Annotated in this window: 28 protein-coding genes; 10 read left to right on the forward strand and 18 right to left on the reverse strand. The window is 60.6% G+C overall.

Annotation, left to right across the window (positions count from 1 at the left end):
- Nucleotides 1-9: 9 nt before the first annotated feature.
- Both LAO20_13395 and LAO20_13400 read left to right on the forward strand, forming a co-directional pair.
- Nucleotides 10-528 (forward strand): thioredoxin family protein, encoded by a 519-nt coding sequence (locus LAO20_13395; protein MBZ5532419.1) that lies wholly within the window; start codon nt 10-12, stop codon nt 526-528.
- Nucleotides 529-611: 83 nt separating this feature from the next.
- Nucleotides 612-1,433 carry a hypothetical protein gene (locus LAO20_13400; GenBank protein ID MBZ5532420.1) on the forward strand — a complete coding sequence of 274 codons (822 nt, stop codon included), beginning with the start codon at nt 612-614 and terminating at the stop codon, nt 1,431-1,433.
- Nucleotides 1,434-1,439: 6 nt separating this feature from the next.
- Here LAO20_13400 and LAO20_13405 read toward each other — a convergent pair whose 3' ends face one another.
- The 3 genes from LAO20_13405 to LAO20_13415 form a co-directional block, all read right to left on the reverse strand.
- Nucleotides 1,440-1,802: a hypothetical protein gene (locus LAO20_13405; GenBank protein MBZ5532421.1), complete on the reverse strand. Its 363-nt coding sequence runs from the start codon at nt 1,800-1,802 to the stop codon at nt 1,440-1,442.
- Between the two features lie 88 nt (nt 1,803-1,890).
- Nucleotides 1,891-4,155: a M28 family metallopeptidase gene (locus tag LAO20_13410; protein MBZ5532422.1), complete on the reverse strand. Its 2,265-nt coding sequence runs from the start codon at nt 4,153-4,155 to the stop codon at nt 1,891-1,893.
- Between the two features lie 112 nt (nt 4,156-4,267).
- Entirely contained in the window at nt 4,268-4,702 is a 435-nt protein-coding gene (locus LAO20_13415) for a DUF6526 family protein (protein ID MBZ5532423.1), read from the reverse strand.
- Between the two features lie 182 nt (nt 4,703-4,884).
- Between LAO20_13415 and glpK the strand changes: the two genes are divergently transcribed.
- Nucleotides 4,885-6,372, forward strand: coding sequence for a glycerol kinase GlpK (gene glpK / locus LAO20_13420; GenBank protein ID MBZ5532424.1), 1,488 nt, complete (start codon nt 4,885-4,887; stop codon nt 6,370-6,372).
- A 42-nt stretch (nt 6,373-6,414) separates the two neighbouring features.
- Here glpK and LAO20_13425 read toward each other — a convergent pair whose 3' ends face one another.
- Nucleotides 6,415-7,071, reverse strand: coding sequence for a ribonuclease T2 (locus LAO20_13425; GenBank protein ID MBZ5532425.1), 657 nt, complete (start codon nt 7,069-7,071; stop codon nt 6,415-6,417).
- A gap of 163 nt (nt 7,072-7,234) precedes the next feature.
- Between LAO20_13425 and LAO20_13430 the strand changes: the two genes are divergently transcribed.
- The 5 genes from LAO20_13430 to LAO20_13450 all read left to right on the forward strand — a co-directional run bounded on the left by LAO20_13430 (nt 7,235) and on the right by LAO20_13450 (nt 13,456).
- Complete coding sequence (locus tag LAO20_13430; GenBank protein MBZ5532426.1) at nt 7,235-9,730, forward strand: ABC transporter permease; 2,496 nt, start codon at nt 7,235-7,237, stop codon at nt 9,728-9,730.
- Between the two features lie 147 nt (nt 9,731-9,877).
- A complete protein-coding gene (locus tag LAO20_13435) occupies nt 9,878-11,380 on the forward strand; it encodes a tetratricopeptide repeat protein (GenBank protein MBZ5532427.1) in 1,503 nt (500 codons plus the stop codon).
- 119 nt (nt 11,381-11,499) lie between these two features.
- A complete protein-coding gene (gene msrA, locus LAO20_13440; GenBank protein ID MBZ5532428.1) occupies nt 11,500-12,039 on the forward strand; it encodes a peptide-methionine (S)-S-oxide reductase MsrA in 540 nt (179 codons plus the stop codon).
- Nucleotides 12,040-12,133: 94 nt separating this feature from the next.
- Complete coding sequence (locus LAO20_13445) at nt 12,134-12,739, forward strand: YkgJ family cysteine cluster protein (GenBank protein MBZ5532429.1); 606 nt, start codon at nt 12,134-12,136, stop codon at nt 12,737-12,739.
- Nucleotides 12,740-12,973: 234 nt separating this feature from the next.
- A complete protein-coding gene (locus LAO20_13450; GenBank protein ID MBZ5532430.1) occupies nt 12,974-13,456 on the forward strand; it encodes a hypothetical protein in 483 nt (160 codons plus the stop codon).
- A 195-nt stretch (nt 13,457-13,651) separates the two neighbouring features.
- On the opposite strand, the gene LAO20_13455 is transcribed toward LAO20_13450, so the two are convergent.
- From LAO20_13455 to LAO20_13480, 6 genes are all read right to left on the reverse strand, one after another.
- Entirely contained in the window at nt 13,652-13,882 is a 231-nt protein-coding gene (locus tag LAO20_13455; protein ID MBZ5532431.1) for a hypothetical protein, read from the reverse strand.
- Between the two features lie 206 nt (nt 13,883-14,088).
- Nucleotides 14,089-14,808 carry a hypothetical protein gene (locus tag LAO20_13460; GenBank protein ID MBZ5532432.1) on the reverse strand — a complete coding sequence of 240 codons (720 nt, stop codon included), beginning with the start codon at nt 14,806-14,808 and terminating at the stop codon, nt 14,089-14,091.
- A 75-nt stretch (nt 14,809-14,883) separates the two neighbouring features.
- On the reverse strand, nt 14,884-15,918 hold the full coding sequence (locus LAO20_13465; GenBank protein MBZ5532433.1) for an alpha/beta hydrolase: 1,035 nt from the start codon (nt 15,916-15,918) through the stop codon (nt 14,884-14,886).
- 125 nt (nt 15,919-16,043) lie between these two features.
- Nucleotides 16,044-16,643, reverse strand: coding sequence for an SCO family protein (locus tag LAO20_13470; protein MBZ5532434.1), 600 nt, complete (start codon nt 16,641-16,643; stop codon nt 16,044-16,046).
- 137 nt (nt 16,644-16,780) lie between these two features.
- The gene (locus tag LAO20_13475; protein MBZ5532435.1) at nt 16,781-17,806 is read right to left on the reverse strand and encodes a fumarylacetoacetate hydrolase family protein; all 1,026 of its coding nucleotides are present in this window, start codon (nt 17,804-17,806) and stop codon (nt 16,781-16,783) included.
- 111 nt (nt 17,807-17,917) lie between these two features.
- The gene (locus LAO20_13480) at nt 17,918-18,361 is read right to left on the reverse strand and encodes a heme-binding protein (GenBank protein MBZ5532436.1); all 444 of its coding nucleotides are present in this window, start codon (nt 18,359-18,361) and stop codon (nt 17,918-17,920) included.
- Nucleotides 18,362-18,576: 215 nt separating this feature from the next.
- On the opposite strand from LAO20_13480, the gene LAO20_13485 reads away from it, so the two are divergent.
- Complete coding sequence (locus LAO20_13485) at nt 18,577-19,434, forward strand: alpha/beta hydrolase (protein ID MBZ5532437.1); 858 nt, start codon at nt 18,577-18,579, stop codon at nt 19,432-19,434.
- On the opposite strand, the gene LAO20_13490 is transcribed toward LAO20_13485, so the two are convergent.
- Nucleotides 19,431-19,577 carry a hypothetical protein gene (locus LAO20_13490; protein ID MBZ5532438.1) on the reverse strand — a complete coding sequence of 49 codons (147 nt, stop codon included), beginning with the start codon at nt 19,575-19,577 and terminating at the stop codon, nt 19,431-19,433. The two genes, LAO20_13485 and LAO20_13490, sit on opposite strands and share 4 nt — an antisense overlap.
- A gap of 58 nt (nt 19,578-19,635) precedes the next feature.
- Here LAO20_13490 and LAO20_13495 point away from each other — a divergent pair, with 58 nt between their 5' ends.
- Nucleotides 19,636-21,036, forward strand: a complete 1,401-nt coding sequence (locus tag LAO20_13495) for a M20/M25/M40 family metallo-hydrolase (protein MBZ5532439.1) — start codon at nt 19,636-19,638, stop codon at nt 21,034-21,036.
- 12 nt (nt 21,037-21,048) lie between these two features.
- Here LAO20_13495 and LAO20_13500 read toward each other — a convergent pair whose 3' ends face one another.
- From LAO20_13500 to LAO20_13530, 7 genes are all read right to left on the reverse strand, one after another.
- Entirely contained in the window at nt 21,049-21,219 is a 171-nt protein-coding gene (locus tag LAO20_13500; GenBank protein ID MBZ5532440.1) for a hypothetical protein, read from the reverse strand.
- Nucleotides 21,220-21,222: 3 nt separating this feature from the next.
- On the reverse strand, nt 21,223-21,471 hold the full coding sequence (locus LAO20_13505) for a hypothetical protein (protein ID MBZ5532441.1): 249 nt from the start codon (nt 21,469-21,471) through the stop codon (nt 21,223-21,225).
- Nucleotides 21,472-21,552: 81 nt separating this feature from the next.
- Complete coding sequence (locus LAO20_13510; protein MBZ5532442.1) at nt 21,553-22,494, reverse strand: GNAT family N-acetyltransferase; 942 nt, start codon at nt 22,492-22,494, stop codon at nt 21,553-21,555.
- 214 nt (nt 22,495-22,708) lie between these two features.
- The gene (locus LAO20_13515) at nt 22,709-24,394 is read right to left on the reverse strand and encodes a glycosyltransferase family 39 protein (GenBank protein ID MBZ5532443.1); all 1,686 of its coding nucleotides are present in this window, start codon (nt 24,392-24,394) and stop codon (nt 22,709-22,711) included.
- 88 nt (nt 24,395-24,482) lie between these two features.
- On the reverse strand, nt 24,483-25,451 hold the full coding sequence (locus LAO20_13520; protein ID MBZ5532444.1) for a bifunctional oligoribonuclease/PAP phosphatase NrnA: 969 nt from the start codon (nt 25,449-25,451) through the stop codon (nt 24,483-24,485).
- Between the two features lie 123 nt (nt 25,452-25,574).
- Nucleotides 25,575-25,940, reverse strand: a complete 366-nt coding sequence (gene rbfA / locus LAO20_13525) for a 30S ribosome-binding factor RbfA (GenBank protein ID MBZ5532445.1) — start codon at nt 25,938-25,940, stop codon at nt 25,575-25,577.
- A 405-nt stretch (nt 25,941-26,345) separates the two neighbouring features.
- Entirely contained in the window at nt 26,346-26,663 is a 318-nt protein-coding gene (locus LAO20_13530) for a DUF503 domain-containing protein (protein MBZ5532446.1), read from the reverse strand.
- Nucleotides 26,664-26,801 lie beyond the last annotated feature (138 nt).

Raw genomic sequence — 26,801 nt, forward strand, 5'->3', positions numbered from 1 at the left:
ATGACTCAAATGAGCATGCAGCAGGCAATCCTGGCGCGAAAAGCAATCCTATTTCTGATGATGGTCGTCTCCATCTGCGGCCTGGCGCAGTGGAAGAAGACGCCGCTCGAACGGCCGACGTGGATCAACCCGAATCTGTACCGCGCGGACGCCGACGCGCCCAAGGAAATCCGGGCGGCCGTGGCCGCAGCGGCGAAGAGCAACAAGCGCATCCTGCTGGTCTTTGGCGCCAACTGGTGCCTGGACTGCCACGTGCTGGACCGAGCTTTTCACCAGCCTCGAGTCGCGCCCTTGCTGGAAGGCAACTTTGTGGTGGTCCACGTGGACGTGGGTGAATACAACAAGAACCTGGACCTGGCCAGGAAGTACCGCGTCAACCTGAATAAGGGCGTCCCCTCCCTGGCGGTGCTGGGACCTCACGGCGCCATGCTTTTCTCCACCACCGAATTTGAAAAAGCGCGGGCCATGAATGAAGAGGATGTCATCGCGTTTCTCAACACGTGGAAGCCGAAAGCAGCGGGGCATTGAAGTAATCCCATTCGAAACTTACGCTCCATGGCGCTGGTTGGAAAAACGGGTGATGCACGGACTGTGATATTCTCCTACCTCATATGCCTCTGAAATCAAGTTTGATCGCGGTGCTGCTGGCGCTGTGCGTCGCTGCATTGGCGCAGCAGCCCACGGCAACTCCTCGGCCCAGTACAACAGCGCAAACGCCGACCCTACAGCCGGCGGATGACGCAAAGACGGAAGCTGAAGCCATCAAGACCGGGCGGGCCACCATCCAATGGGACAAGTCGAGCACGCCGGGAACGAAAGCGCGGCTGGAATTGATCAAGACCGGCACGATCCAAGGCAAGCCGGTTGTGGATTACCGGCTGAAAGTGGACGGCGCGCCCCATGACAAGCGGTACAAATTGTTCGTGTGGCCGGTGACCGTCCTCAGTCCGATTCAAATGATGGACGGGCTGGCGGTGGGGAATGACGGCACGGTCATGTGTCCGGCTGATTCCACGCGCAGTTGCGCGCAGCGCTTCAAGGGAACCGAAGTGCACCTTACCTACCGTCCGGAGATTGGAGAAATCTACCGCCAGGCTCTGATTTCCGAAGACGACCAGTCGCGGATATTCTTCTCGATTGTTCCTGCGCCTATTACTCACAGCGACAAAGCCTGCACGCTGGAGGCGGTCCGCCTGAGCCCTTCTTTTGAACTGGCGCTGATTCGGGGAAAAGGATTCAAGCCGGGAGAGGACATCAGCGTACACACGCAGTCTTACCAGGACGCCCACAACGTGCCGGCGAAAGCCGACGATCAGGGCGAATTCTTTCTTTCCATCACGCCCGCGGTGAAAGGCAGGACCACCGGAGTGATTGAGGTCTCAGCCAAGAGCGCGAGTTGCTCTCCCTTGATCTCTTTCAACTGGGGACTGTAACGGCGTTCACGCCTTCGGCTTGGGTTTGTCCTTTGCCGGTTCGCTCCTGGTAGCGGTGAAAGTGCCGCTAGCCTGGCCGCCGTAGTCTACGGTGCCTTCCATCTTCTTGCCGTCAGCGTCAATCTTCCCGGCGTAATGAATCGTTGCGCCCGAGACCTCAAAGTCGAAGACAATTTCATCGCCCTTGACCGTACCGTGCACCGTCGCTTCGCCCAGCGCACCCGAGTACGTGCCACTCAGCTTTTCACCGTCCTGTTTCAGGACGAAAGTAGGCGTCCCGCCCTGGCCACCCAGGTCCACTTTCGCGTTCCAGGTTCCGGTCACGTCGGCGGCGAGCAACGCCGTCGTCAGGAAAATCAACATCGTCAAGATCGCAGAAGCTCTCTTCATAGGCGCGAACCATATCATCCGGTGGCTGAACAAGGCAAGCAGCTGACGCGGCTGCTTCCCTAGCATGTCAATGCGGTGCTTTCTCGAGGGCCGCGGCGGCAGCATCAATCGCGGCGGCATAGTCCTGCAGCGCCTGGGCCACGCGCACGACTTCTTTCTCGGCTTCCGCGTAGCGTTTCTCCTCGATGCCTTCACGCACGCCGGGGAGCGTCTTGGCGCCGTAGCCGGTGTAGAAACCGGGCGCGTAAATCAAGTGCTGGTACCAGGAACGCCGCGGCAGCCCTCCGGGATTTGTAAGCCGGCGCTCAGTCTGGATCAATTGGTCATTGATGGCCCGCAGCGCAGGGCCTGGAGCGCCGCTTCCGGCGTGGAACGCTTTGAGGGCCTTCGCAAAGCGTTCCGAGCTGTGGTCCAGCGCGGACTGGGCGTTATCCAGCGGCGCAAAATTGATGAACGGCGGGACCGGTTCTTTGGGCGGCGCGACGGTGGGGCGACGTGGGTCCGAAGTCGCGTTGTAGATGCCGTCGTCCACGTTTTGATTGCGGTCGTGGACCTCTTCCTGCTTGTTCTTGAGCAGAGTCTTCAATTCGTCTGAATATTTGTGGATGGTGTCAGCAAAGTCGCCGAATTCGTAAGGAAGCACGTCAGCATCGGCAAAGCGCAGCACCATGGAGCCGACAGTCTGCGACAGCGCGCGACCGTACACAAAGTCGGTGTCAGAAAAATGGGTGAACCAGTAAAAGTCATCGTAGATGGAGTGATAGATGCCGCCGTCATCTTCACCGCCAAATCCGATGTTGAGCGAAGCCACGCCCAGGTGGTCAAGGAACGCGGTGTAATCGCTGCCTGATCCCAGCGCGCCGATGCGCAGATCAGGCCGCGTGCGCGCTTCTTTGCGGTCTTCCGGACGGCCGCGAACCAGGCGCCCTGCCTGCCCGCGCTTCCAGACGGAGATATTCTTCTCCGGATCGGTGATGTCGCGCGCCACGCCGTTGACAAACTTTTCCAGCGAATGCGAGCCTTCCGCGAACAGGTAGCCGCGACCGTTGCCGTCCGTGTTGATGTAGATAGCGGCGTGCTTCTTGAGTTCGTCGCCGTGGTATTCAGCCCATTCGGTGGAACCCAGCAGCATGGGCTCTTCTCCATCCCACGCGCAATAAACGATGGTGCGCTTGGGCTTCCAGCCTTGCTTGAGCAGTTCGCTCAGGGCGCGCGCTTCTTCCAGCAAAGCAATTTGCCCGGAGATGGGATCTTCCGCGCCGTTGACCCAGGCATCATGGTGGTTGCCGCGGACAATCCACTGGTCGGGCGATTCCGATCCGGGAATTTTGAATACCACGTCATACACCGGTTTGATGTCCCAGTTGAACTGGACTTTCAAATGTACTTTGGCCGGACCCGGGCCGATGTGGTAAGGCTGTCCCAGGCCGCCGCGAAAACTTTCCGGGGCCATGGGGCCTTTGAGAGCCGCCAGCAGCGGGCGCGCGTCACCGTAGGAAATTGGCAGAGTGGGAATTTTGGTGAGGGTAGTGATGTCCTTGAGCGCCAGCCGCTTTACGTCGCCTTTGGCGCCGACGCCGGGCGTGGTGGGATCGCCGGGGTACAAGGGCATGTCCATGACGCTGCCGCGCTGCACGCCGTTCTCGTTGCGCATGGGGCCTTCAGGGAAGACGTCGTCTTCATAGTAGCCGTCGTCGCGCGGATCAGAGTAGATGATGCAGCCGATAGCGCCGTGCTCGGCGGCGACTTTGGGCTTGATGCCGCGCCAGGAGTTGCCGTAGCGGGCAATCACGATGGCCCCTTTCACCGAAACGCCGAGGCGGTCGAGCTCTTCGTAGTCGCGGGGCAGGCCGTAATTCACGTAGACCAGAGGCGCAGTCACATCGCCGTCAATCGAGTAAGCGTTGTAGGTGGGAAGCTGCTCGCTCTGCTGATTGGACGTTGGGTCAGCAGCGATGGGCGGCTCCTGCAATTTGGCGACGAACTTGGCTGGGGCGATCAGCTCCAGCACTCGCTCTTTGGGTGTGGGAAAGAGCACGTCAAAGGTCTCTATCTGGGCGTCAAGTCCCCAGGACTTGAACTGCGCCAGGATCCACTCGGCGTTCTGCTTGTCGTAAGGCGAACCCACGTGGTGCGGCCGCGCGCTGAGACGCTGCATGGCGTCACGCATGATCTGCGGACTGGGAATAGCGCGGAACTTGCTCTCCCAGTCGCGTTCCGTCTTGCTGCTGGAGGCGGTGAAGCCGCAGAGCTGGTCGTCTTGGGTGTTGGCGGCGGCAAGCGGCAGCAGGGCGATCAAGGTGAGCAGACTGGCGAAAAAGGCGCGTCTCATGAGCAGGGCTCCTCGGGTGAATGCAGCAGGGATTGTAAATGAGAAAAGGCGCGAAGCCGCGCCTTGACTGCAAGCCGTTTCGATTTCGCGCTGAAAAACCTTCCCGCGCGTTTTACACGCGTGAATGATCGGGACGCCAGTCGGTGACGGCTTTCTTGATGTCAGTGCGGCTGAGCTTTTCGTCCAAGGCGCGCTGGACCAGAGCGGGCAGCTCCGCGTCACCGGCAAAACGCAGGCCGACAAACTGCGTGTCCGTGAGTTCGCCGATGCGCGAACACAACGGTTCCGGCAGCACGGATTGCAGCCGGACGCGTTCTTCCACCCGGATGATGCGGTCCTGGAGATGGGTGGCGTAATTGCGCATGCGGGCGGCCCCAACCAGCAGCGCCACGGACAGGACAAGCAGCCACGTGCCGCCCAGTCCGGGGAACCGGAACAAATAGTAGGCGACCACGATCACATTGATCAACAACATGGGAAATACAAAGAAGTGAAACGACGGGTCCCACTTGGTGTGCTTGGCAAAGCTCTGCGGCGGTTGGTCCATAATGTCCTCACTTGGGTTTCCCCGGAGTAGATGTAAGACGAGCTTACTGGATTCAAGAAAATAACAGAGACAGCCCCTCACCACAATGGACGCAACGGGCGCACCGGAATGACAGGGCCGCCGGCCATCGGCCGCATCGAACCCGCGGTAGAATGTCACGGCAGAAGATTGCATCCATCCTCATGGCGAACTACATCGCAGCTCTGGATCAGGGCACCAGCAGCACGCGCTTCATGGTGTTTGACCGCGCCGGCAAAATCGTGGGCAGCGCGCAGCGCGAACATCAGCAGATCTATCCCCAGCCGGGATGGGTGGAGCACGACGCCGAAGAAATCTGGCTGCGCACGCAGCAGGTGATGGCCGACGCGATACAGCAAAGCGGCTTGCGCGCAGCGGACGTGGCAGCCATCGGCATCACCAACCAGCGCGAGACCACCGTGCTGTGGGACCGCAAGACGGGCGAACCTTTCGCCAACGCAATTGTCTGGCAGGACATGCGCGTGGCCGCGGACGTTGCCCGCTTGCAGCGCGATCCCGGCGAAGATTTCTTTCGCAGCCGCACCGGCCTGCCGCTTTCAACCTACTTCAGCGCGCTCAAAATCCGCTGGCTGCTGGAAAATGTTCCTGGACTTCGCGCCCGGGCGGAAGCCGGGGAAGCGCTCTTCGGCAACGTGGACACATTTCTTGTGTGGCATCTGACCGGCGGCGAGCACGTAACCGATGTTACCAACGCCAGTCGCACGCAACTGATGAACCTGCAAACCCTCGACTGGGACCCCGAGTTGCTTCGCGCGTTTCAGGTGCCGGAGAAAATTCTGCCGCGCATCGCTTCCAGCAGTGAAATTTATGGACGCGTGGCGGAAGGCCCGCTGGCTGGCGTCGCTGTGGCGGGAATTTTGGGCGACCAGCAGGCAGCGCTGGTCGGCCAAACATGTTTTGCTCGCGGCGAAGCCAAGAACACTTACGGTACCGGTTGCTTCCTGCTGATGAACACCGGCGAGCGTCCTGTGGTTTCGCGCCATGGGCTGCTCACCACCGTGGCCTACAAACTGGGCGCCCAGCCCGCGGTGTACGCGCTGGAAGGCAGCGTGGCCATCGCCGGCGCCCTGGTGCAATGGCTGCGCGACAACCTAGACATGTTCGAGAGCAGCGCGGAAATTGAAGTTCTGGCGCGGGCCGTCAGCGATAACGGCGGCGTTTACTTTGTACCCGCGTTCTCCGGCCTGTACGCGCCGTACTGGAACAGTAACGCGCGCGGCATCATCGCCGGGCTTACGCGCTACGTGAACAAGGCGCACATCGCCCGCGCCGCGCTGGAAGCCACCGCCTTCCAGACGCGCGACGTGGTCCAGGCCATGGAAAATGATTCCGGCATCCCCCTGGAAGTGCTGCGCGTGGACGGAGGCATGGTGGTGAACGATCTGCTCATGCAGTTCCAGGCCGACATGCTCAACCGTCCCGTGGTGCGGCCAGCGGTGAAAGAGACCACGGCGCTCGGCGCCGCCTACGCTGCCGGACTCGCCGTGGGACTCTTCAAGAGCACTGACGAACTCCGCGCGGCGTGGGCAGCCGACCACACCTGGCATCCCGCGCTGCCGGCCGACCGCCGCGAGCACATGTACCAGATGTGGAAGAAGGCGGTGAGCCGGGCGGTGGATTGGGCGGAGTAAGCTGAGTTCAGGTCAGCGTCATCTTCAAATCTGCGTCAAGCTTTACCTCACCGCCCGCATCAGCAACTGGCTGCTGGTGCATTCATGCACGCTCTGCGTGCACGCCTGGTACTGTAGGTCTTTGCTCATGCAGACTTCCATGTTCACCAACGCTCCAGAAAAGCAGGAGACACGGAACGCGTTGGCCGGGGCGTGGTTGGCATCAGCAAATGCTCTCTCGATCTGCTTGCTGGGAACTTTTTGCTCGTGGTCGAGTGTTCGGTATGGGTCGGGCACCTTCACAGCTTTAAAAGCCTGTTCCATTTTGCCGAAATAGTCTTGGGCGGAAAGGCCGCTGCACGAGCCGTGGGTCGTCCACTCGTGCTGAATCAGGCCGCGATCAGGAAAGTATTCCAGCATGTGGCGGACGGTTTCGGCGGCGACCGGGCTCACTGGGCCGCAGCTGAGCGGCGGACGGCCGGCGTTGAACTGCGGCCACAACCCATGCAACACGAACCCCACATGCCCGCCGGGCTTGCATTCGCTGGATTTGTCCGCGGGATGGCCAGCGCAATAGTTGGGCGCCCAGGAGAGCGACAGTACGTAGTAATCAAATTTGCCGGCCTCCGGCGACGCGGCCTTTTTGCGCCGGCCTGAGCCTGCGGCTGCCGCCAGAAGAAATAAGACAAGCAAAAAAAGAAGATAAGTCCGTTTGGTCATTCGTCCCCTCCAAGATGGCAACAAAAGCCGGAACCCAAGCGCCAAGCGGCGCGTATTACTCTACGGGGCCAGCCTGGGAAATACTATAGCCTATGCGGACGCTAACCCTTCGCGCGGGCAGACGATCTAAAAACCACAGGCAGGGATGAGGGAGGAAGCCTTCATGTTGACATCCGCTTTGCAGGTTTTCTTGCAGGACCTTCGCTACAGCCTGCGCCAGCTTCGCCGCACGCCGGGATTCGCCGCCGTGGCGATATTGACCCTGGCGCTGGGCATCGGCGCGAACACCGCGGTCTTCAGCGCGATGAACGCCGTCCTGCTGCGCTTCCAGCCGGTGCCTGATCCGCAGCAACTGGTCTACTTGCACACCGACGACCTTCCCCGCCACGCGTCGCAAACCGGAGAATGGACCAGCTCCTTTACCGAATACAGCTTTGAGCAGCTGCGCACCCGGCATGACGCGTTCTCTGACCTGATGGCGTTTGTTCCGCTGGGCATTCCGAAAGTTGCGGTGCGCTACGGCTCCGATCCGGAAGAAGCCCAGGGCGACATGGTGAGCGGAAACTTCTTCTCCGGGTTGGGTGTGACCATGGCCCGCGGCCGCGGGTTCACGGTGGACGACGAGAAGCAGCACAGCCAGGTCGCGGTGCTGAGTGATGGCTACTGGACGCGGCGCTTCGGGCGGAATCCCTCCGTCCTGGGGCAGACGCTGTACGTGAAAGGCGTGGCCTTCACCATTGTCGGCGTCACGGGAGAGAGCTTCACCGGAGTGGAAATGACGCCAACGGACTTTTGGGTCCCGCTGCAGAACCGTCCCGACATCACGGCCTGGGGCCAGTCGACGCAGGACGGAGCCAGCCTTTACGGCGCGCCCACCTGGTGGGCCCTGATGATGATCGGCCGCCTGAAAAACGGCGTCACGGAGAAGCAGGCGGTGGCGCAACTGAATCCAGCGTTCCAGCAGATCGCCTACAACGGCATTGGGGAGCGCGATCCCAATGAAAAGGCGCCCAACCTGTATTTTTCGCCCGCGCGCGGCATCGGCAGCCGGAGTGAGCAACTGCAACGTCCGTTTGCCATGTTGATGGCCATGGTCGGCCTGGTGTTGTTGATCGCGTGCGGCAACGTGGCCATGCTTCTGCTCGCCCGGAACACCATGCGCGACCGCGAGTTCAGCCTGCGCATGTCATTGGGCGCGGGAAGAGGCCGCTTATTTCGCCAGTTGCTTACCGAAAGCCTGATTCTGGTGGTGGCGGGCGCCGCTCTGGGATGGGGCTTTGCCCTGTGGATTGTCCGCGCGCTGGCAAGCTGGTCCACGCTGGAAGTGAGCTTTGCGCCGGACACGCGGGTGCTACTGTTTACGCTGCTGATCTCCGCGCTGGCTGCGGTGGTCTTTGGCTTGGCGCCGTTGCGGAAAGCCACCAGCCTGGGAGCCGGTATGGCTTTGAAAACCTCCGCGAGCGCATCGTCGCAAGACAGCGGAAAATCGCGCACCGCGCGCCTGGTGGTCGCCATGCAGATGGCGCTGGCGTTGGTCCTGCTGGTGGCGGCGGCGCTTTTAGTCCGCACCATGCACAATCTGGAGAACGCTGACCTGGGCATCCGCACGTCCGGCCTGCTGGTGTTCGGAGTGACGCCGCCGCAGTCGGCCAAGTCTAATGCCGAGGTCGTGCAGTTTTACCAGAGGCTGACCGAGCGCATGCGCGCGCTCCCCGGCGTGGATTCGCTCACACTGATGCAAAACCGCATCGGCTCCGGATGGGCGAACAACACCACGGCGTATATTGACGGCGCGAAGCCGGCCAGCGAAACCACCTCCATGCGCTGGAACGCCATTGGCCCTGACTACTTCCACGTGCTGGGTGCAAGCCTGGTATTGGGGCGCGATTTTACTGACGCGGATTCGGCCAGCGCGCCGAAAGTGGCCATCATCAACCAGACGTTTGCGCAAAAGTATCTTCCCCGCGGCAATCCGCTTGGCCACATCGTCAGCCCTAACGAGGGGCCCCATGCCTTGCGCTTCACCATCGTCGGCGTGGCCGCTGACACCAAGTACACCGGCGTGCGCGAGAGCAGCCGGCCCATGGCTTACTTCCCTTACACGCAAGTTCCCGGGATCGCGACCATGCACTTTGAGTTGCGCACGCGCAACACTCCTCTGGCCGTTCTGCCGGACGCCCAGCGCGCGGTCCACGAGTTTGGGCCTGACTTGCCTCTGCTGCAGCCCACCACGCAACAGCAGCAGTTCCGCGAATCATTCACGGCGGAGCGTCTGTTCGCTCAGCTCTCAGTGTTCTTCGGCGTGCTGGCAGCCGTGCTGGTGGCCACCGGCTTGTTCGGTACTCTGGCTTACCGGGTGAACCGGCGGACAGCGGAGATCGGCGTGCGCATGGCGCTGGGCGCGCAGCGCGGCCAGGTGCTGTGGATGGTCTTGCGGGAAAGCCTGGTGCTTTGCGCGATCGGCGCCGCGGTAGGACTGCCGGTGGCCTTCACCGGCGCGCGCCTGCTGCGCTCCATCCTCTTTGGCGTTGGCCCGGCGGACGCCTGGTCATTTACGGCGGCCATCGCCGGCATTGCGCTGGTGGCGCTGGTGGCCAGCTGGGTCCCGGCGCGTCGCGCATCATCCGTGGATCCCATCGTGGCCCTGCGCTACGAATAGCCGGCCGCGACAGCGGCCACAGCCAAACGGGAACCTTCCCGCGCTGAGCGGTGTCCACATGTGGTTACCGCCATCATTTGCCGCATCAAAAGACCAAGAACGTTGATCCGGCGATGATACCAGGACTACCATACTCAACGGAGCCCCATGAAGAGCCTCTCGCTGCTCGCTTTACTGTTGCTGGCCCAGCGCTGGAGCGCCACGGCTTCCGGCAAGATTCTGGACCGCGAAGGCAAGCCTCTGGTCAATGCGCAGGTCACCTACACCAACATCGGCACCTATACCAACAGCCCCGGCGACGCGAAAGTACCCAGCGAGCAAAGCATAAAAATGGATGGCGGCACGGGCAAAGTGTACAAGTTCAAGACGGACAAGAAGGGCGAGTACATCGGCATAGGCGTGGGCTTCGGCGTATATCAGGTGGACATCGTAACTGCTTCCGGCGAACGAGTGTACACGGGAAGAAAAATCATCGCTGACGCCGGGGACAAGAACGGCACCGATTTTCTCAAGATTGATCTGTCCACGGTGGCTTCCCCCGGCGCGCTGCCCGCCGGGTCAGAGACCAATCTGGCCGCGGGCAAGAAAAGCAAGACGCAACTGGACTTGATCCGCAAAGAGAACTCCAACGCGGCCCAGATCAACCGGCTTCTATCCGCGCTGCAGACTGCGCTGGAGATCAGAGACTTCAAGAACGGCGCTGATCTTTTGCACCAGCTCATCGCGCTGGACCCCAACCGCTGGGAGTTCTACCAGAACCTGGGGACCATCCAAGCCAACCAGATGCAATACCAGGACGCGGCGCAGACCTTCGGTACGGGCATTGAGATAGCGGAAAAAGTTTTGGCCAACGCTCCTGACGCCGCCAAGGCGCGCGCCGACATTGCCGGAATGCTGATCTACCAGGGCGATGCTTACAACCGTCTGGAGCGCGTAGACGAAGCAGTGGCGGCGTACAACAAAGCCGCGGCGATTTCGCCCGACCCGGCAACTCCTCTCTACCGCGCATGCAGCGCGCAAGCCAACCGCGGCAATCCCGAGGCGGCCATCGAGGCCTGCCAGAAGGCGATTGCCGCCGATCCCGCACAGTGGCAGCCGTACCAGACGCTGGCCGGCATCCAGAACACCGCGGGCAAGTCGCAAGATGCGCTGGAGACATTCGATAAAGGAGTGCAGGCGGCGCGAAAAGCCCTGGCAGCCAAGCCGGATTCTGCCCGGGAAAAGAACGGGATTGGCCAGATGCTCAACGGAGAAGGCAACATCTACTCCCAGTTGAAACAATATGACCGCGCGATTGCCGCCTTCAACGAGTCGGCGAGCATGTCCGCGTACGCTGCGCTGCCCTACTTCAACCTCTGCGCCACGTATTACAACATCAATCGCATGGAAGAGGCCGCCGCGGCCTGCGACAAGGCCACCGCATCCGACCCTTCCATGGCGGAAGCGTATTACCTCAAAGCGTCCGCCTTGTTCGGCAAAGGCGGCTTGGAAAAAGGCCGCTACTCGCCCCCGCCGGAAACTCGCGAGGCCCTGACCAAGTATCTGGCCATGTCTCCCAATGGCCTGCACTCGGCCACCGCCAGGGAGATGCTGGAGAAAATGGACTCGGAGATGGAAACCAGCACCACCAGCCGGCCGGCGAAGAAATAGTCGCTTGACTAAGGCGCGGGCGAAACCGCCACAGTTGTCAGAACAGAGCTGCAGAATCTAGACTTGGGGCGCGTTGCTGAGGGCCCGGAACTTATGTGCCTTCCAAGCATCTAACCCTTATGCCAAATTCTGAAACTGCAATCCTGGGTGGAGGCTGCTTCTGGTGTGTGGAAGCCGTCTATGACCGCCTTAAGGGAGTAAAGTCCGTGGAGTCCGGCTACATGGGCGGCCACGTGGACAAGCCCACGTATCGCCAGGTATGCGGCGGAGACACCGGCCACGTGGAAGTAGTCCGCGTGACTTTTGATCCTCAGGAAATCTCTTTCCCGGATGTGCTGGAAGTTTTTTTCGAAGTCCACGATCCCACCACGCTGAACCGCCAGGGCAACGACGTGGGCGCGCAATATCGCTCCGTGATTTTTTACACCTCTGACGAACAGAAGCGCCAAGCGGAGAAGGCCATTGCCGATCTGAACGCCGCGCACACATGGTCCAATCCAGTGGTCACGGCGGTCGAGCCGGCCAAAGAATTCTTTATGGCCGAGGACTATCACCAGGAATACTTCGCCAACAACGCTTACCAACCGTATTGCCAAATGGTCGTCTCGCCCAAGGTCAAGAAGTTTGAAAAGAAGTTTGCGGCGAAGATGAAAGCCTGAGTTCTTTCGCAAATCTTAACCCATAAAAACCACATCAGAATGGCTAAGCACGCGCAGCATGGTGGAGATGAGCTATGCTTCCACCATGCGGCCTATGCTTCCCCGCGGTGACCAGCAACTCGTACAAATCGTGGATGCCGCGCTAGCGGAAGCCGCGCGCAAGAGTGGGCCGTGGCTGGTTTGCCGCGCTGGGTGCACACAGTGCTGCGTGGGTCCGTTCCCTATCAGCCAGCTAGACGCTGCTCGGTTGCAGCGCGGACTGGCTGATCTCAAGAAAACTGATCCGCAGCGAGCTGGTGAAGTCCGCCGTCGCGCGCGGGAGTCGGTCGCGCGGCTGGCGAAAGATTTTCCCGGCGATCCCCGCACCGGCGTTCTGAGCGACGACGAAGACGCCGAGGCCCACTTTGCTGAGTTCGCCGACGACGAAGTTTGTCCTGCGCTCGATCGGACAACCGGCATGTGCGACCTGTACGCTGCCCGTCCGATGACCTGCCGGACGTTCGGGCCTCCGGTGCGCTCCGGCCCCGAAGGAGGGCTGGGGGTCTGCGAACTCTGCTATCACGGCGCCAGCGACGAGCAGATCGCCGCGTGTGAAATGGTCCCAGACCCGGAAGATCTGGAGTCGAAACTGCTGAAACAGTTTGAGAAGAAGACCGGCCGGCGCGGCGACACGATTGTGGCGTATTGTCTGGCCGAGTAAGCCCGCACGGCGATTCGGCACGTCCGGCGTGAGCATTTTCGCGGTGCATCAGAGCAACTCCGCTGCCGCCCTGGCCCATCCAATGCTCACGCAACTTTTTGTTGATTTTGAGGTTAATATTATTTGGGTACCACCCATCGAGGGAGAACCTTGAGCACACCGCAATTATTTTCACGTCACCGTCCACCGTTTCTGCTGAAGTCCGCGCTTGCGTCTTGCCTCTTGCTCTGCGCGATGGCTGTGCCCAGCGGCGCTCAAAGCGGCGGGAGCAGCGCCGGAGGCAATTGGAAGCAGTACGACTATGAGGACAAAATGACCGCGGCGCGCAAAGTGCGTTTTGAACTTTTTGCCGACGTGGCCGAACGCGACCGCCCTTTTCAGGCCCGGGTGGACCTGCTGTGCGAAAACGGCAAGCTGAAAGCCAGCACGTTTAGTCCCGGCGTCCGACTGGGACCGCCCGCCCATCCCGGCTTCTTTTGGCAGCCGAAGATGGAAGTGGTGGTCCGCGTGAACCAAAGCCACAGCAACCATGGCTGGAACTGGGCGCGCAACTACCTGGCGATGGACAAAGGCACCACGCGCGAACTGATCGGCGCGGAGATATTCAAGATCGAGTTTTATGGGCAAAATGGCCCGCGCATCGCCGAATTCTCGCCCGCCGGTCTCGACCTGGACCGGGTGAGGAAGGCCTGCGGCATCACGCCGAAGAAGCCGTGAACGGCCGCGCAGGTGTCGCCGCCTATGGGGCTCGCATCCTTTCTTCGCACGCTGATTCCCTGGCCGTAAAGGCCAGACCTTCCACCGGATAATTCCTCGGTCAAAGGCAAAAACCCTGCCGGCTAGGCAGGGTTTTTTGCATTCAGCAATCAACGGCAAAGAAGGAAGTGCAGAGCGATCCGGAGTTTTCCATCTTTATGCTGCTTGTTTGATTCTTCGTGCAATGGAGCTGGTGATTTCTTCCAGTTCCCGCAAAGTGCCTTCCGCCAAGTCGAGATGGGCGGCGCGGATGGCCGCGATGGGGTCGCGGGCAAAGAGTTGGGCGTTGCTTTCAGATCCAGCCAGCCAATCGGTCAACTGGCCTTCGCAACGTGAAAGTTCCTGCAAAAGGGTGTCTGGGCTTGCAAATGAGGAATTCAGGCTCATCTGTACTTCTCCGTCGGAATGCGCCCACCGTCGAAATGGGCTTTTGTGCTTAGATGCGCAATGCAAGGCAAACGGTGGGTAATCTCTCCGAAAAAATTAAGACAGATTTGTGCAGATTATTGCGCACAGACCTGGATGACCCGGCCAGGGGCCGGAAATGCCGTTGATTCAGGACATTAGCAAGGGACGCGCCTGCGATTCGCGCTTCAGGCGCCAGCGGAAACTTCCACGTCAGATATTGTGCCTTTGGGGACGTGATAGCGGTGGGTCCGAGGGAGCCTGCCCATGAGTCCCAAAACCAGGAATACTCCGGCGACGATCAGGAAGGTTGCCAGGCGCAAGACGCCCAGGTTGCTGGGGGAGAGATCAAGGAATCGTCCCAACCGCCACATGGCGAGTCCGGCAATCTGCGTGGGCACCACCACCCAGACGGCAACGTAAAACCAGCCCTTTTCTGCGCCTTCTCCGCGGGTGGAACGGCGGGCGCGCGGGGTGAAATCCAGCACAGTCGCGGCGACCACCGCGCCGGCCAGCAGGTAATACATCTTGGTGTACATCTGATTGATGTTCCACTTGCCGGTGAAGAAGTAAATGACCAGGCCGGCCAGATTGATGGTGAAAGGCACCAGCAGATCAATCCACGCCGTGGTGTAGCAGATCACGCGATACCAGAGGTTCGGCTTCTCCTCACCGTAGTGCGTAATGTAGGGCTGGGGCTCGGCGCCGGGCAAGCGTCCGGCGAACGCGCGCCACGCGCAGACAGCGGCAACAATCGCCAGCCAGATCCAGTGGCGACGGTCAGGGCCGTGCGCGTAAAAGTCGCCGGTCAGGTGGCCGGGGAGTATCCAAAACGCCCAAATCCAAATGGGCACATGCAGGACGCGGTAATAGTTCTTGTTGTGGGTGCGCTCGACGACCTTCTTCATGTCTGGGGATTTCTCCGCACAGCATTGTAAATGGTTGGCAGGGTACGGTCATGCCGACAAGGATGGCTTGCGGGCCTATCCGGCAAGAACCTTGGTTTTTGCCGCGTTCGCCAATTCTCGCACGGCCTCCGTGACCAGTTCAGGCTGGTCGAGATGGATCCAGTGGGCGCTCTTGTCGGCGATGATATGTTTGCCGCGCACAGAATGGCGGGCGATGGCCGCGTGCTCCTGCAGGCGCTCTTCCGGGTTATGCGCGCCGGAGAGCACGGTAACTGGCAGCTCCGCGGGGAAGGCGGTGGCGTCCAATTCCTTCGCGGCACGGGGCAGCGACTGGAGATAGCCGGCCAAGGTCCAGTAAAACTTTGGCGTGCTCCACAGCGCGCGGATGACCCGCGTGACGTCCGGCGGAAGCTTGGTGAGTTCGCGCACCAGTCCGGTAATCCTCTGCGTGGCCCTGGGGCCAAAGGCGCCGAGAAGTCCGCGGGGGACGTCGCGGTTGCCGCGCTGCAGCAACCAGAGAGGTCCGCGTATCAGCCCGATCGCAGCAAAGACGCCGCCAATCCTCGCAAACCATACGCCACGGTGCAGCATGGAGAGTTTCTCCCGGCTGGCTTGCACCCATTCTTCCGGCGTAAGCGGGTCCACCAGGACCAGTCCAGCGATTTCGCCGGAGAATTTCTGCGCGTAGGCACGGACAATGTATCCGCCAAAGGAGTGGGCCACCAGGATGTAAGGGCGCGGCACGTCCATCGCATCCAGCATGGCATGCAGGTTTTCCGTGATCTGGTGCAGGGTGCAGGCAGCAGCACGATCGCGGGTGGTGCTCCAGCCGAAGCCCGCGCGATCATAACTGCAGGTGGCGGAGAACTCCGCCAGCTGCGGCTGCAGCATGCACCAGTTGAGGGTTGACGCCGCAATGCCCGACTCGAACACTACGGCCGGACCATCGTCAGCTTGGCCCATGCGGCGCACGTGCATTTTTGCGCCGGGGATGGTTATCAGTTCTCCGGGTGCGGTGAATTTGCGGGCATCAATGCGGGCGCAGACAAACTGAGCCAGCGCCATCGCGGCCAGAACTCCAACAGGCAAGATCAGAAAAGTAGCAAGCACGGGATTCGCTCCAGTGCAGATTGTAACGAGCTACGGACCAATTGACGCCACGGCGGTACGCGGCATGGAACGAAAATGTGCGACAAAAGAAGACCGCGGCCTGCAAACATTCTGCAAAACCGGGCTCACTTGCCCGATGGCACCGGTGTCTGCGGCTGCGCGGAGCCGGCGGAAACGCTGTCAATCACTTTGAGCAATCGTTCGGGCGAGGACCACGAGCTGGCCCGCATCCATCCGTTGGTCTGGTTGCCGATGATCAGCGCCGACTGGTGTCTCTGCGGAATATCAACGTACAACCCCAACGACTTCAGCAGCGTGTCCACGTCAGATTTGTTGCCGCTGGCCAGGGTCCAGCCCTGGCCTACGTGAAATTTTTCGCCCCAGGCTTTCATGCGCGGCGCCGTGTCATGGGCGGCGTCAGTACTGAGCGAGACGAACACCACATCGCGGCCCATGCGGTCGCCCAGCAGCCGGGCCAGCCTGGCCATGTTTTCCTGCGTGATGGGGCACATGGAAGTGCAGGTGGTAAAAAATCCGGCAATCACCGCGACGCGGCCTTTGACCACGCCGGAATTGAACTTCACGCGCTCGCCGAACTGGTTGACGACTTCAACATCAGGAACGGTAAGCGACACCGGCTCAGGTGGCAGCGGCGCCGCTTGCTGGCCGGAAACAGTGAGTACAGATGTAAGGAATACAGAAAGGCAAAGGGCCGTGAACTTCATATCCGTCTAGTTAGTCCTGTCTGGGGGCTAGAAGGATGTTGCCATAGATTACGCGCCAAATGAAAGCAAAAAAGGCGCGCCCTTGCACGAACAAAGACGCGCCAGAAATTCTGAAGAGACAGCTAGGTTTGGCTTTACTAAACCAGCTCAAACTTCAGCTCGCCCAGCTTTTCCAGACTGCAGGCAATCTTGTCGCCGGGCTTGAGCCAGACTTGTTTGTCCTTGGGCTTGCCCTGGATCACGCCCTCAGGCGTGCCGGTAAAGATGATGTCCCCCGGCTTGAGCAGGATGTAACGCGAAATGTAGCTGATCATGTGCCGGCAGTTGGCGATCATGTCGCTGGTGTTCGACGACTGCCGCGTCTCGCCGTTGACGCGGCATTCCAGCTTGAGATTGTCAGGATCAATCAGGTCGGCGGTGACCATGTAGGGACCCAGCGGCGCGAACTGGTCCAGGGCTTTGCCGATCATCCACTGCTTGCCGTCGAGTTCGTATTGCAGGTCGCGTGCGGTGAAATCGTTGCCGGTGCAGTAACCGGCGGCGTAGGAGAGCGCGTCGGCTTCAGCGACGTTGCTGGCTTCTTTGCCGATCACGATCACCAGCTCGACCTCATAGTCGAACTTCTTGGCCAAGTTCACCGGCAACTTGACGGTGCCGTTGTGCCGGTTCAGCGACGTGGGAAACTTGTTGAACAGGACCGGCTCTTTGGGGACGGCAGCACCGGTTTCCTGCGCGTGCTTGCGATAGTTCAAGCCCACGCAGACGACCTTCTCTGGATGGGAAAGCAGCGGCCCGTACTCGATGCTGTCTTCCTTGACGAACGCGTTCTTGGCAGCCGGCGACTTGAGGGCGGCGTCCACCAGCGCGTTGAGGCTGGGGCCGTCTTCATTCTGCAGCAGCTCGTCCACGGTTTGCGGAGCATGCATCTTGAGCAGCTTTGCGGCCTCGGGAACGTCCAGGATGCCTTTGTCGGTCTTAACGCCGAGGCGATAGCCGCCGGACGCGCCGCGACGCATGCTCAACAGGGTGAGGCCGCGGGCCATGCCGCGGGCCGGCTTGGCTTCAGCCTTGGCTGCGGCGGGTATGGCCGGAAATGCGCCGGTTGCGGCCGCGGCAGCAAGTGCGGCCGTGCTCTTCAAAATATTACGGCGAGTAGTTTTCATCGCGAAACCCTCCTGTCTTTCAGGGGCTTAAGCCCGAATCGTCTTAAGGACGGCGGAATGCAAGCATAAATGCTTGCTCCACCCGCGCTGGCGAGCAGCATTATTCCTGGATTACTTGATCACCGCGGCGCCGGCGTTGGCGCATTGGCCATCCTGGTCGCTGTTGGCGCCGGAAACTCCAATGGCGCCGATAATCTTGCCGTCGGCGACGATGGGCACTCCACCTTCCACGGGAATCGCTGCGCGCAGGCTCATCACGCGCAAGCCTGCTCCGCCGGAAGCCAGCGCGTCCTGAAAAGCCTTGGTGGGGCGTTTATACAGCGCGGCGGAACGAGCTTTGTCAACGGCCACGTCAGCGCTGCCCAGTTGGGTGTTGTCCATTTTCTCGTAATACACCAGCGTGCCGTTGGGGTCCACCACGGCCACGGCCATGTTCCATTTGTTTTTCACCGCTTCAGCCAGCGCGGCAGCGGCAGCTTTCTTGGCGTTTTCATTGCTGATCGGCGGACCGTACGGATTGGGCATCATCTGCGCTACTCCTCCCAGGCAGAACATAGTCAAAAGCAAGGCGCTAAGTAGTTTGATTGAACGTGAGGACATCATTGGGTATTCCTCCCCGGATGGATTGTCTGCTGCGACGCAAAAAGACGTATGCGAATGAGGAGTCGGAGTCTAAGGCGGCGGGGCGCTGGTGTCAAGCGCTGGGCGTGCGCGATTCGCGCCGCGCGCCATCATACGAACATGTGCTCCACGATAGAATGATGGCAGCTATGGAACCGATCTCGCACTTCTTCTACTCTGACCGCTTGAAACTCCAGCTTTGGGACTACGGGCAGGATGGCAAACCTTCTCTGGTGCTGGTGCACGGCGGCCTGGACCACGCGCGCAACTGGGACTGGGTGGCGCGTTCGCTGCGCGAACACTACCACGTCTACGCGCTGGACCTGCGCGGACACGGCAACAGCGCATGGGCGCCGGGCGCGATGTACGGCGTGGCGGAGCACGTGCTGGACCTTTCCGCGCTGTTGGACATCATTGATGAATTCCCTATCCGCCTGGTGGGCCATTCGCTGGGCGGCATGATCGTGCTGCACTACGCGGGCATCTATCCGGAGCGAGTGTCGAAAGCCGTGTCGGTGGAAGGCGTGGGCTTCCCCGCCAGCCATCGCGTGCATGGTCCGGCCAGCCAACGCCTGCGGACGTGGATTGAAAACGTCCGCGACATGGAAAAACGCACGCAGCGCGCTTACCCCAACCTGGACGCCGCCATGGCGCGCATGAAAGAAGCCAACCCGCATCTCTCTGATGAAGTGGCCCAACACCTCACTCTGCACGGCACCAACTGGGATTCTGACGGCTCCATGGTGTGGAAGTTCGACAACTACGTGCGCGCCATCTCTCCCTACGGCCATCATCTGCAGGACGCGGTGGAACTCTTCGGACAGATCACCGCGCCTACGCTCATCTTTTGGGGGATGGAAAGCTTTGCGCCCGTGCCGGAGAACGACCCGCGGGTGAAGGCCATCCGCAACGGACGGCTGATCAAAGTCCCCAAAGCCGGACACTGGGTGCACCATGATCAACTGGAATTGTTTTTGAAAGAGACGACGGAGTTTTTGCGGGACTAAACGAACTGGATCCACCGGCAATTGCCAGGATCGCCGGAATTGCCGAAATTGAAGATCGTAAACGCGAGCGGGTAGTTTCCACCGCTCGTCGTCGTGGCCGGCGCGAGCGCGGCAAAGACATCACGCAAGCCAAGGCCAGCCAACTTTGCCACTCCGCTATAATTTCGGCTTCGCTCTTCATTCTTGTTCGCTGGGACCGCAATGAAAAATACTCTTGTCTTGACGTTGCTCGCGGCTGTGGCTACAACAGCCTTTGCGCAGCAGCCTTCGCTCACGCCTACGCAGCAACTGGCGCGCGGCATCTACAAAGAACTGATCGAAATCAACACCACGGACACGCCCATCGGCAACGTGACCACCGCTGCAGAAGCGATGGCAGCTCGTCTGCGCGCCGGCGGCTTCCCTAATGAAGACGTGCACGTGCTCGGCCCGGTCGCCAACAAGCACAACCTGGTCGCGCGGCTGCATGGACGCGGGGGCGGCAAGCCAATCCTGTTTCTGGCGCACCTGGACGTGGTGGAAGCATTGGCCAAAGACTGGTCGCCCAACCTGGACCCCTTCAAGTTCAATGAAGTGGACGGGTACTTCTACGGCCGCGGCACCTCGGACGTCAAGGAAGGCGCCGCGCTGCTGGTGACCACGTTCATCCGGCTCAAGCAGGAAGGTTATGTGCCGGCGCGCGACTTGGTGCTGGCGCTCACCGCCGACGAAGAAGGCGGCGACCACAACGGAGTGCAGTGGCTGCTCAAGGAACATCGCGACCTGATTGATGCCGAGTATTGCGTCAACACCGACGCCGGCGACTTCGAGTGGCAAAAAGGCAAACGGCTGCTTCTGGGCATGGAGACCAGCGAGAAGAATTACGTGGACTTTACGCTGGAAGTGAAGAGCAACGGCGGGCACAGTTCGCGTCCGGCGAAGGACAACGCGATCTACCATCTGGCGGCCGGGCTGGCGCGCATGGAGAAATTCGATTTTCCGGTCACGCTGAATGAAACCACGCGGACCTTTTTTGCGCGCACGGCCAAATTGCAGGATGCGGCCACCGCCGCCGACTTCCGCGCCCTGGTGAAAAAGCCCAGCGACCCGGCCGCTGTCGCGCGGCTTTCGCGCTCCACGTATTTCAACGCCCTGATGCGCACCACCTGCGTGGCCACGCGACTGGAAGGCGGCCATGCCAACAACGCCCTGCCGCAAACCGCCAAAGCCAACGTGAACTGCCGCATGCTGCCCGGCGATACCCTGCAGCATGTGCAGGCCACGCTGAAGCGCGTGCTGGCCGATGAGCGCATCAGCGTGACGGTGGTTGGCGACCCAGGCGCGGCGCCGGCTTCGCCCTTGCATCCGGTCATCATGCAAAAGCTGGAAGAGCTGAGCAAACGGCTCTATGGAGGCATCCCGGTGGTGCCGGTGATGGACACTGGCGCCAGCGACGGGAAGTACCTGCGCATCGGTGGCATTCCCACCTACGGCGTCCCCGGCGTGTTTATGGACGTGGATGACGAGCGTGCCCACGGCAAAGACGAGCGCCTGGGAGTGAAAGATTTCTACGACGGCGTGGAGTTCTACTACCTGTTTGTGAAGAGCCTGACGACGCAGTAACCGGGGTAGAGATCAGTAGAAGTCGCTGCAGCCCAAAAAGAACCCGCAGGTTTTGCAAACCAGTTTGCAGCGCGATTCCTTCATCTTTGATCCGCACGTGGGGCAATAGGCGCCGGCATCGGCGGGCGCGGTTTTCTGCGGATCGCGCAGGGGAACGATAGGATCAAATTGTTGTTTGATCATGGCTCACGACTCCCGGCTGGCGCGCAGGATGTCGCGAATCTCGCGGTTGATCCGGGCGCAATCGCGGCTGCCTTTGTCAATCAGCGCATTCCACTTGCGGGCGTTCTCGTCCAACTGCATCTGGCCGAGCAGATACGAGGCCTGCAAGATGGTTTCAATGGAATTGCTGAGGTCGTGTGCCAGGGCGCGCAACTTGGCGTTGATTTCGGCGGGAATTTTCGCCGTTGGGCCGGTATTTGGCTGGCCATCCATATAGGACTTCTCCCCGGTCGGCATTCAAACGGAACCAGCCAATCTTATGTCGCTGGGCGAACAGAAGCAACTCGGTTGGCGTCAGCCTTCCCAAACAAAGGCGTCAAAACGCCGCTTGGTGTCAAAACCCAGCTTGCGGTAGAGTTCCACGGCTTTGGCGTTGGCCTCAGTCACGGTGAGGCTCAAAGCGAAGAAGTTGCGGGCGCGGAGGTCCTGGGCGCAAAGGCCGATGAGCGACTCGCCGATCTTGCGTCCGCGATACTCCGGCAGCACGCAAACCTGGGTCACGTGGCCCACGTCGTCGCGCACACGGGAGCAGAGCAGTAGCCCGGCAATGGACCGCGTAGGCTTGTGGATGGCGACGAACGAGCCGCCGCCGTCAAACGTCCCGCAGCCGGGAAAACGCACAACGTTGTTGAGGAAGCGCAGCGACCCGTTCAGGCTGCGGTACTGGTCGTTGATCTCCGAGTCAATATGCCCGCGGTAGGACGTGGTGATGACCGCGGCCGAGGGTTGGAAGTCGGCTTCCGACCAGCGGCGGTATTCAATGTCCGGAACCGGCGTGACAGGCGGACGAAATCCGTTGTTCAGCAGCAGCATCATGAACAGCCGGGGATATTGCTGGAAGCCTTCCGCCAGAAACGGCGCGCTGATCACGCCGGATTCGTGGGGCAGAAGCTGGGCTTCAATGCGGCGCACGCCGGGCGAGCGCTGCAAGGTAGCGATCACGTGCTCGGCCAGGCGGCGCTCCACGGTGTCGCCTTCGATCTGGAGAGAGCCGTCAGCGTACAAATCGCCGATGACGCCCTTGCTGCCTTCATACACAAAAAAAGCGTAGCCGCCGATGTGGTCGTTCTCCACGGCCGCGTAGCCGGGCAGGATCTTTGAATCAATGTAGCGCAGGATCATCTCCGCCGACGGGCGGTAGTCCCAGGACATCATCTGCGCCCACAGCATGGTCTCATGCTCCAGGAGCGGACGCAGGTGGTGGGAGCTGAAGTGTCTTAAGTCCAGAATTTCCACGCCGAAAGAGTGATGAGTCCCGTGATTTTCAATTGGGGTATGAAGGCCCATGAGAAATTCCCTGCCGGGGCGCCGCCTGGAGGCAAAAACCGCAGCGAATGAAAAGTCTAGCCCGGTTCATACCCAATCCGCAATTACTGTATCTGCTTAGGAACCAAGGCAGTAGGAACCACCGGCATAACCTATTTATTTTGCGTTCGGGTTCTCACGGGGTTCATTTTGAAGTAGCGATCGCAAAGAACTCCAACTGCTGCGGAGCAAAGACGCCGAGCGAGGTCACCTGGCGGTCGCCAACCAGGGCGCGGACGGCGTCGCCGTTGCCTTGCTTGGTCACGACCACGTGAGGCTCCGCGGGTATGCCATCCTTGTCATAGTGCAGAGGGCGCTGGTTGCGATAAAAGTTCAGGCCGTATTCCACGTCGCGCTTGACTTCCAGGACCACCAGCGGCTCGCCGGCAACGCCCAACGATCGCAAGCGGGCGTCCACCGGACGCGCGGACAGCTTCTGGTCCAGCAGCGGCGAAACGGCAGGATGCAAGACGAAAGTCATCCCAAGGACCAGCGGCAAAAGAGTTGCGAAGTGCAGCACTTGGAGTCCCCGCCAGCGGACCAGCAGGAGCACGGTAACGGCGATCAGGCCGGCGGAGAACGCGACGATGTTCACCGTGGCCTGCGGAATATTTTGATTCAGCAGCCGCAGGGTGCACAGGAATCCACAATGAGCAGGCGGACGGACAATCAATATCCACGGAGCCAGCAACGCCGCGGCCATGACAGCGCCGCAGACCAGCGAATGCAGCATCTGCATGATCCGGGGAATCTTCTGCAGGCGATGCAGGTACACCGCCGCGAGCAACGCGGCCGGAGGGATGGACGGCAAGATGTAACCCGGCAGCTTGGAGCGTGAAATACTGAAAAAGACAATCGGGATGAGGACCCACAGAAGCAGGAAGGAAGCCATGCGGTCTTCTTCCGGCTGGGGACCAACGTCTTCGCCGGCGGCGCGAAGCTTCTTGATCCAATCACGCACTCCGCTGACCACAGCGGGCAGAGCAAACACCGTCCAGGGCATCACGGCTAGCACAAACACCGGGATGTAATACCAGAACGGCTGCGAGTGACGGTACAAGTCACTGCCAAAGCGTTCCAGATTATGCTCGATGAAGAAAACGTGGAAGAACTGCGGGACCTTATTCTGCACCGCTACATACCAGGGCAAGGCGATGGCAAGGAACAATGCAAAGCCCGGCCACCACAGGGTGCGAACGAAGATTTTTCCATCGCGGCGCAGCACGGCGTAGGCGCCGACGATCAGCACGGCAAACGCCGGCGCCACCGGTCCTTTGGCCAACGCGCCCAGCGCCAGCAGCGCATAGAACGCCGCCAGCCAGAGCTTTTTCTCGGTCTCATTCCAGGCCCACCAGGCCAGCATGGCCACGCAAAGCGGAGCTGAGATCGCCATGTCGGTGGACGCGCCGCGGGCAAAGGCCAGCACGCCCACCATGGAGGCGGCGATCAGTGCTGCGTCCAGTTCGGCGCCCGGGCGGAAACGGCGCATGAAGAAGAAGATCGCCAGCACCATCCCGGCGGCAAAAACCCCAGAAGGCAGTCGCGCCACCCAGTCCTGGACGCCATAAGTGCGGTAGGCGATCATCTCCATCCAGTAGAGCAGCACGGGCTTTTCCAGCCAGGGTGAGCCGTTCAGCGTGGGGACGATCCAGTCATGGCGGGCAAACATCTCGCGGCCAATCTGGGCGTAGCGCGGCTCGTCAGCGCCCAGCAGGCCGAACGCGCCCAGGTTGAAGAAGAACAGGAACGCGCAGATGCCGGCGACCACGATCAGCTGCAGCACCATCAGCTTGGCGCTGACGGGCAGAAGTCCGTCTTCTCTTATAGGCATGGCCCACCACAAAATAAGGTCAGATTTCTTGCCTTGAACGGCGATCAGCGAACAGTGATCAGCGCCCCGCGACGAACGATCAAAACGATCAGCTCGGCTTTGTATTGGTTGCGGGCATTCTACTCCGCAGCTCAGCCAGGACGCGAACCACGGCATCGGACAAGGGGCCTTCCGTGGAAAATCCGCTGGCGCATTCGTGACCGCCGCCGCCAAATTTTTCCGCCAGCTCAGCCACGTTGACCGCGCCTTTGCTGCGGATGCTGACGCGCACCCGGGTCTGCGCCACTTCGCGGAAGAACACCGCGACTTCAATTCCGGCGATACCCAGGGCGTAATTCACCAGGCCTTCTGTGTCTTCGTCGAGCGCGCCGCAGTCGAGCATGTCCTGGCGGGTCACGGACATCCAGGTCACCGCGCCTTCCTGATGCAGGCCCCGCAGGGCCGCGCCGAGCAAGCGAATCTTGGAAATGGGACTGGCGAAGTAAACGCTCTGTGCGATGTGCGAGGGATCAGCGCCATGTTCCACCAGGCAGCGCGCCAGCTCAAAAGTGTGCGCGTTGGTGGCCGAGTAACTGAACGCGCCAGTGTCCGTGAGCACCGCCGTGTACAGGCAGGTGGCGATCTCCGGAGTCACGCAGACGCGGGCGGCCAGGGCCAACCGGAACACCATTTCGGCGACGGCGCAGGCGCGCGGGTCAATCCAGTTGATGTCGGCGAAGGCCTTGGAACTGGTGTGGTGATCTATGTTGATCTGAAAATACTTCTCCAGGCCATGGAGACGCGTGCGCTGGACGCTGTCACATTCCAGGATGATGGCGGCGTCAAAGTTCCCGGTGACCTCCGGCGAATGCGTGATGGTTTGCGAAAAAGGCAAAGGCTGATAGATGACGGGAACGCTGTCGCGGAGCACCACCTCCGCGGTCTTTCCCATCTTGCGCAGGACCTGGCCCATCGCCAGCGCCGAGCCGACGGCGTCGCCGTCAGGCCGGGCGTGCGAAGTCACCAGAAAATGACTGCCTTGCTCTATCCTTTGTAAGACCTGTTCGAACTGGTCCATTGCTCCCTTGTGGTTCGCTCTAATGTTTTGCCTTCTTGATGTCGTGCTTTCTAATGTCTTGCGTTCTGAAGTCGTGCTTTGTGATGTGTGGTGCGCTCTGGCGCCGTGCTGTTTTGCGATCTGCTATTTCTTGCGCTTCTTGATTCTGCCCAGCAGTTCATCAATCCGGCCGCCGTAAACCTGCGAGCGGTCCAGCATGAAGACCAAATCCGGCACATGCCGCTTCCCCAGGCGTTCCATCAACTCGTGGCGGATATACCCCTTGGCCGCCGTGATGGCCTGGAGGGTCTCTTCGCTCTCCTGCTCGTCGCCTTCCACCTGGAGAAAAATACGCGCGCTTTTCCCGCCAGGCATCATAACCACTTCGCTCACGGTGCACAGGGCGATGCGCGGGTCGCCCAGGTCGCCTTCAATGATGACGCCAATCTCATCCTTGAGCGCCTCAACCATCCGCCCGCGATGATATTGTCTAGCCCTTTGCTCCGGCATTTTTTGGCCTGCGAAAAACCTATGAGGATAGCAGGAAACATGCACGGAAGGAATAGGGTGTTCTGAGATCGGGTGATCCGGCGATCGCGCGTGATCGGGTGATCTGAGAGCTGGCCTAGCCCACGGGTGGCCCTATGGAGAGACTCCTGTGTGTGTGTTTTGGAAACGCTGTTCCGCTTTTGCTGCTCCCACAACCAAATTCCGCGTGTCCCTTGATTCGAAGTTTATGGTGAGAACTCCTTGCCGCAGCATGGTCAGGGACAGATTCTCGGGGTCCTTCGACTGCGCGACGCCATGCAGCGTCGCTCCGCTCAGGATGACAAATCTTGGAGTGGGTCGTGTCCCCGTGCGCCGGGTTCTCGACGTTCTGATCACGCGATCACCCGATCACCAGATCACGTGCGATCACCCGATCTCCGTGCTCTCCCCGATTTCGACATAGTCCAGGAAAGAGTCCACCACCTCCGCACCATTGTTGTTGGCCAGGCGGACGGCCATTTGCTCCACGTTGCGCATGAGGCCTTCCAGGTAATCGCGCGATCCGGAGATGCTGACCACACCCAGAGTGGCGCGCTGCCACAGGTCGGTGACGTCTATCTCCGCGACCGAGACGTTGAACGCGTTGCGCAGACGGTCTTTCAAGCTGCGCACCACCTGGCGCTTGTCCTTGAGCGAGTGCGCGGCTTCAATGCGGATTTCCAGCGTGAGGTAGGCGATGGGCATGGAAAAGCAGCTAGCAAATAGCAATTAGCAACCAGCGAACAAAAATCTTACCGCGGATTCGCGCGGATGAACGCGGATTTCGAAGGCCAGCACTCAGCATTCAGCAGTCAGCATTCAGTCCGGGAACAACATAGCGTC

It is taken from the genome of Terriglobia bacterium (genome assembly GCA_020072815.1).
In the GTDB taxonomy this organism is placed as follows: domain Bacteria; phylum Acidobacteriota; class Terriglobia; order Terriglobales; family Acidobacteriaceae; genus Angelobacter.

Coding starts and splice junctions, on each gene's coding strand:
- LAO20_13445 (MBZ5532429.1), top strand. CDS start 12,134: ATGCTTCCCCGCGGTGACCAGCAACTCGTACAAATCGTGGATGCCGCG.
- LAO20_13515 (MBZ5532443.1), bottom strand. CDS start 24,394: ATGCCTATAAGAGAAGACGGACTTCTGCCCGTCAGCGCCAAGCTGATG.
- LAO20_13395 (MBZ5532419.1), top strand. CDS start 10: ATGAGCATGCAGCAGGCAATCCTGGCGCGAAAAGCAATCCTATTTCTG.
- LAO20_13410 (MBZ5532422.1), bottom strand. CDS start 4,155: ATGAGACGCGCCTTTTTCGCCAGTCTGCTCACCTTGATCGCCCTGCTG.
- LAO20_13500 (MBZ5532440.1), bottom strand. CDS start 21,219: ATGATCAAACAACAATTTGATCCTATCGTTCCCCTGCGCGATCCGCAG.
- LAO20_13475 (MBZ5532435.1), bottom strand. CDS start 17,806: ATGAAAACTACTCGCCGTAATATTTTGAAGAGCACGGCCGCACTTGCT.
- LAO20_13480 (MBZ5532436.1), bottom strand. CDS start 18,361: ATGTTCTGCCTGGGAGGAGTAGCGCAGATGATGCCCAATCCGTACGGT.
- LAO20_13520 (MBZ5532444.1), bottom strand. CDS start 25,451: ATGGACCAGTTCGAACAGGTCTTACAAAGGATAGAGCAAGGCAGTCAT.
- msrA (MBZ5532428.1), top strand. CDS start 11,500: ATGCCAAATTCTGAAACTGCAATCCTGGGTGGAGGCTGCTTCTGGTGT.
- LAO20_13470 (MBZ5532434.1), bottom strand. CDS start 16,643: ATGAAGTTCACGGCCCTTTGCCTTTCTGTATTCCTTACATCTGTACTC.
- LAO20_13505 (MBZ5532441.1), bottom strand. CDS start 21,471: ATGGATGGCCAGCCAAATACCGGCCCAACGGCGAAAATTCCCGCCGAA.
- rbfA (MBZ5532445.1), bottom strand. CDS start 25,940: ATGCCGGAGCAAAGGGCTAGACAATATCATCGCGGGCGGATGGTTGAG.
- glpK (MBZ5532424.1), top strand. CDS start 4,885: ATGGCGAACTACATCGCAGCTCTGGATCAGGGCACCAGCAGCACGCGC.
- LAO20_13400 (MBZ5532420.1), top strand. CDS start 612: ATGCCTCTGAAATCAAGTTTGATCGCGGTGCTGCTGGCGCTGTGCGTC.
- LAO20_13495 (MBZ5532439.1), top strand. CDS start 19,636: ATGAAAAATACTCTTGTCTTGACGTTGCTCGCGGCTGTGGCTACAACA.
- LAO20_13435 (MBZ5532427.1), top strand. CDS start 9,878: ATGAAGAGCCTCTCGCTGCTCGCTTTACTGTTGCTGGCCCAGCGCTGG.
- LAO20_13530 (MBZ5532446.1), bottom strand. CDS start 26,663: ATGCCCATCGCCTACCTCACGCTGGAAATCCGCATTGAAGCCGCGCAC.
- LAO20_13460 (MBZ5532432.1), bottom strand. CDS start 14,808: ATGAAGAAGGTCGTCGAGCGCACCCACAACAAGAACTATTACCGCGTC.
- LAO20_13430 (MBZ5532426.1), top strand. CDS start 7,235: ATGTTGACATCCGCTTTGCAGGTTTTCTTGCAGGACCTTCGCTACAGC.
- LAO20_13425 (MBZ5532425.1), bottom strand. CDS start 7,071: ATGACCAAACGGACTTATCTTCTTTTTTTGCTTGTCTTATTTCTTCTG.
- LAO20_13450 (MBZ5532430.1), top strand. CDS start 12,974: ATGGCTGTGCCCAGCGGCGCTCAAAGCGGCGGGAGCAGCGCCGGAGGC.
- LAO20_13485 (MBZ5532437.1), top strand. CDS start 18,577: ATGGAACCGATCTCGCACTTCTTCTACTCTGACCGCTTGAAACTCCAG.
- LAO20_13415 (MBZ5532423.1), bottom strand. CDS start 4,702: ATGGACCAACCGCCGCAGAGCTTTGCCAAGCACACCAAGTGGGACCCG.
- LAO20_13455 (MBZ5532431.1), bottom strand. CDS start 13,882: ATGAGCCTGAATTCCTCATTTGCAAGCCCAGACACCCTTTTGCAGGAA.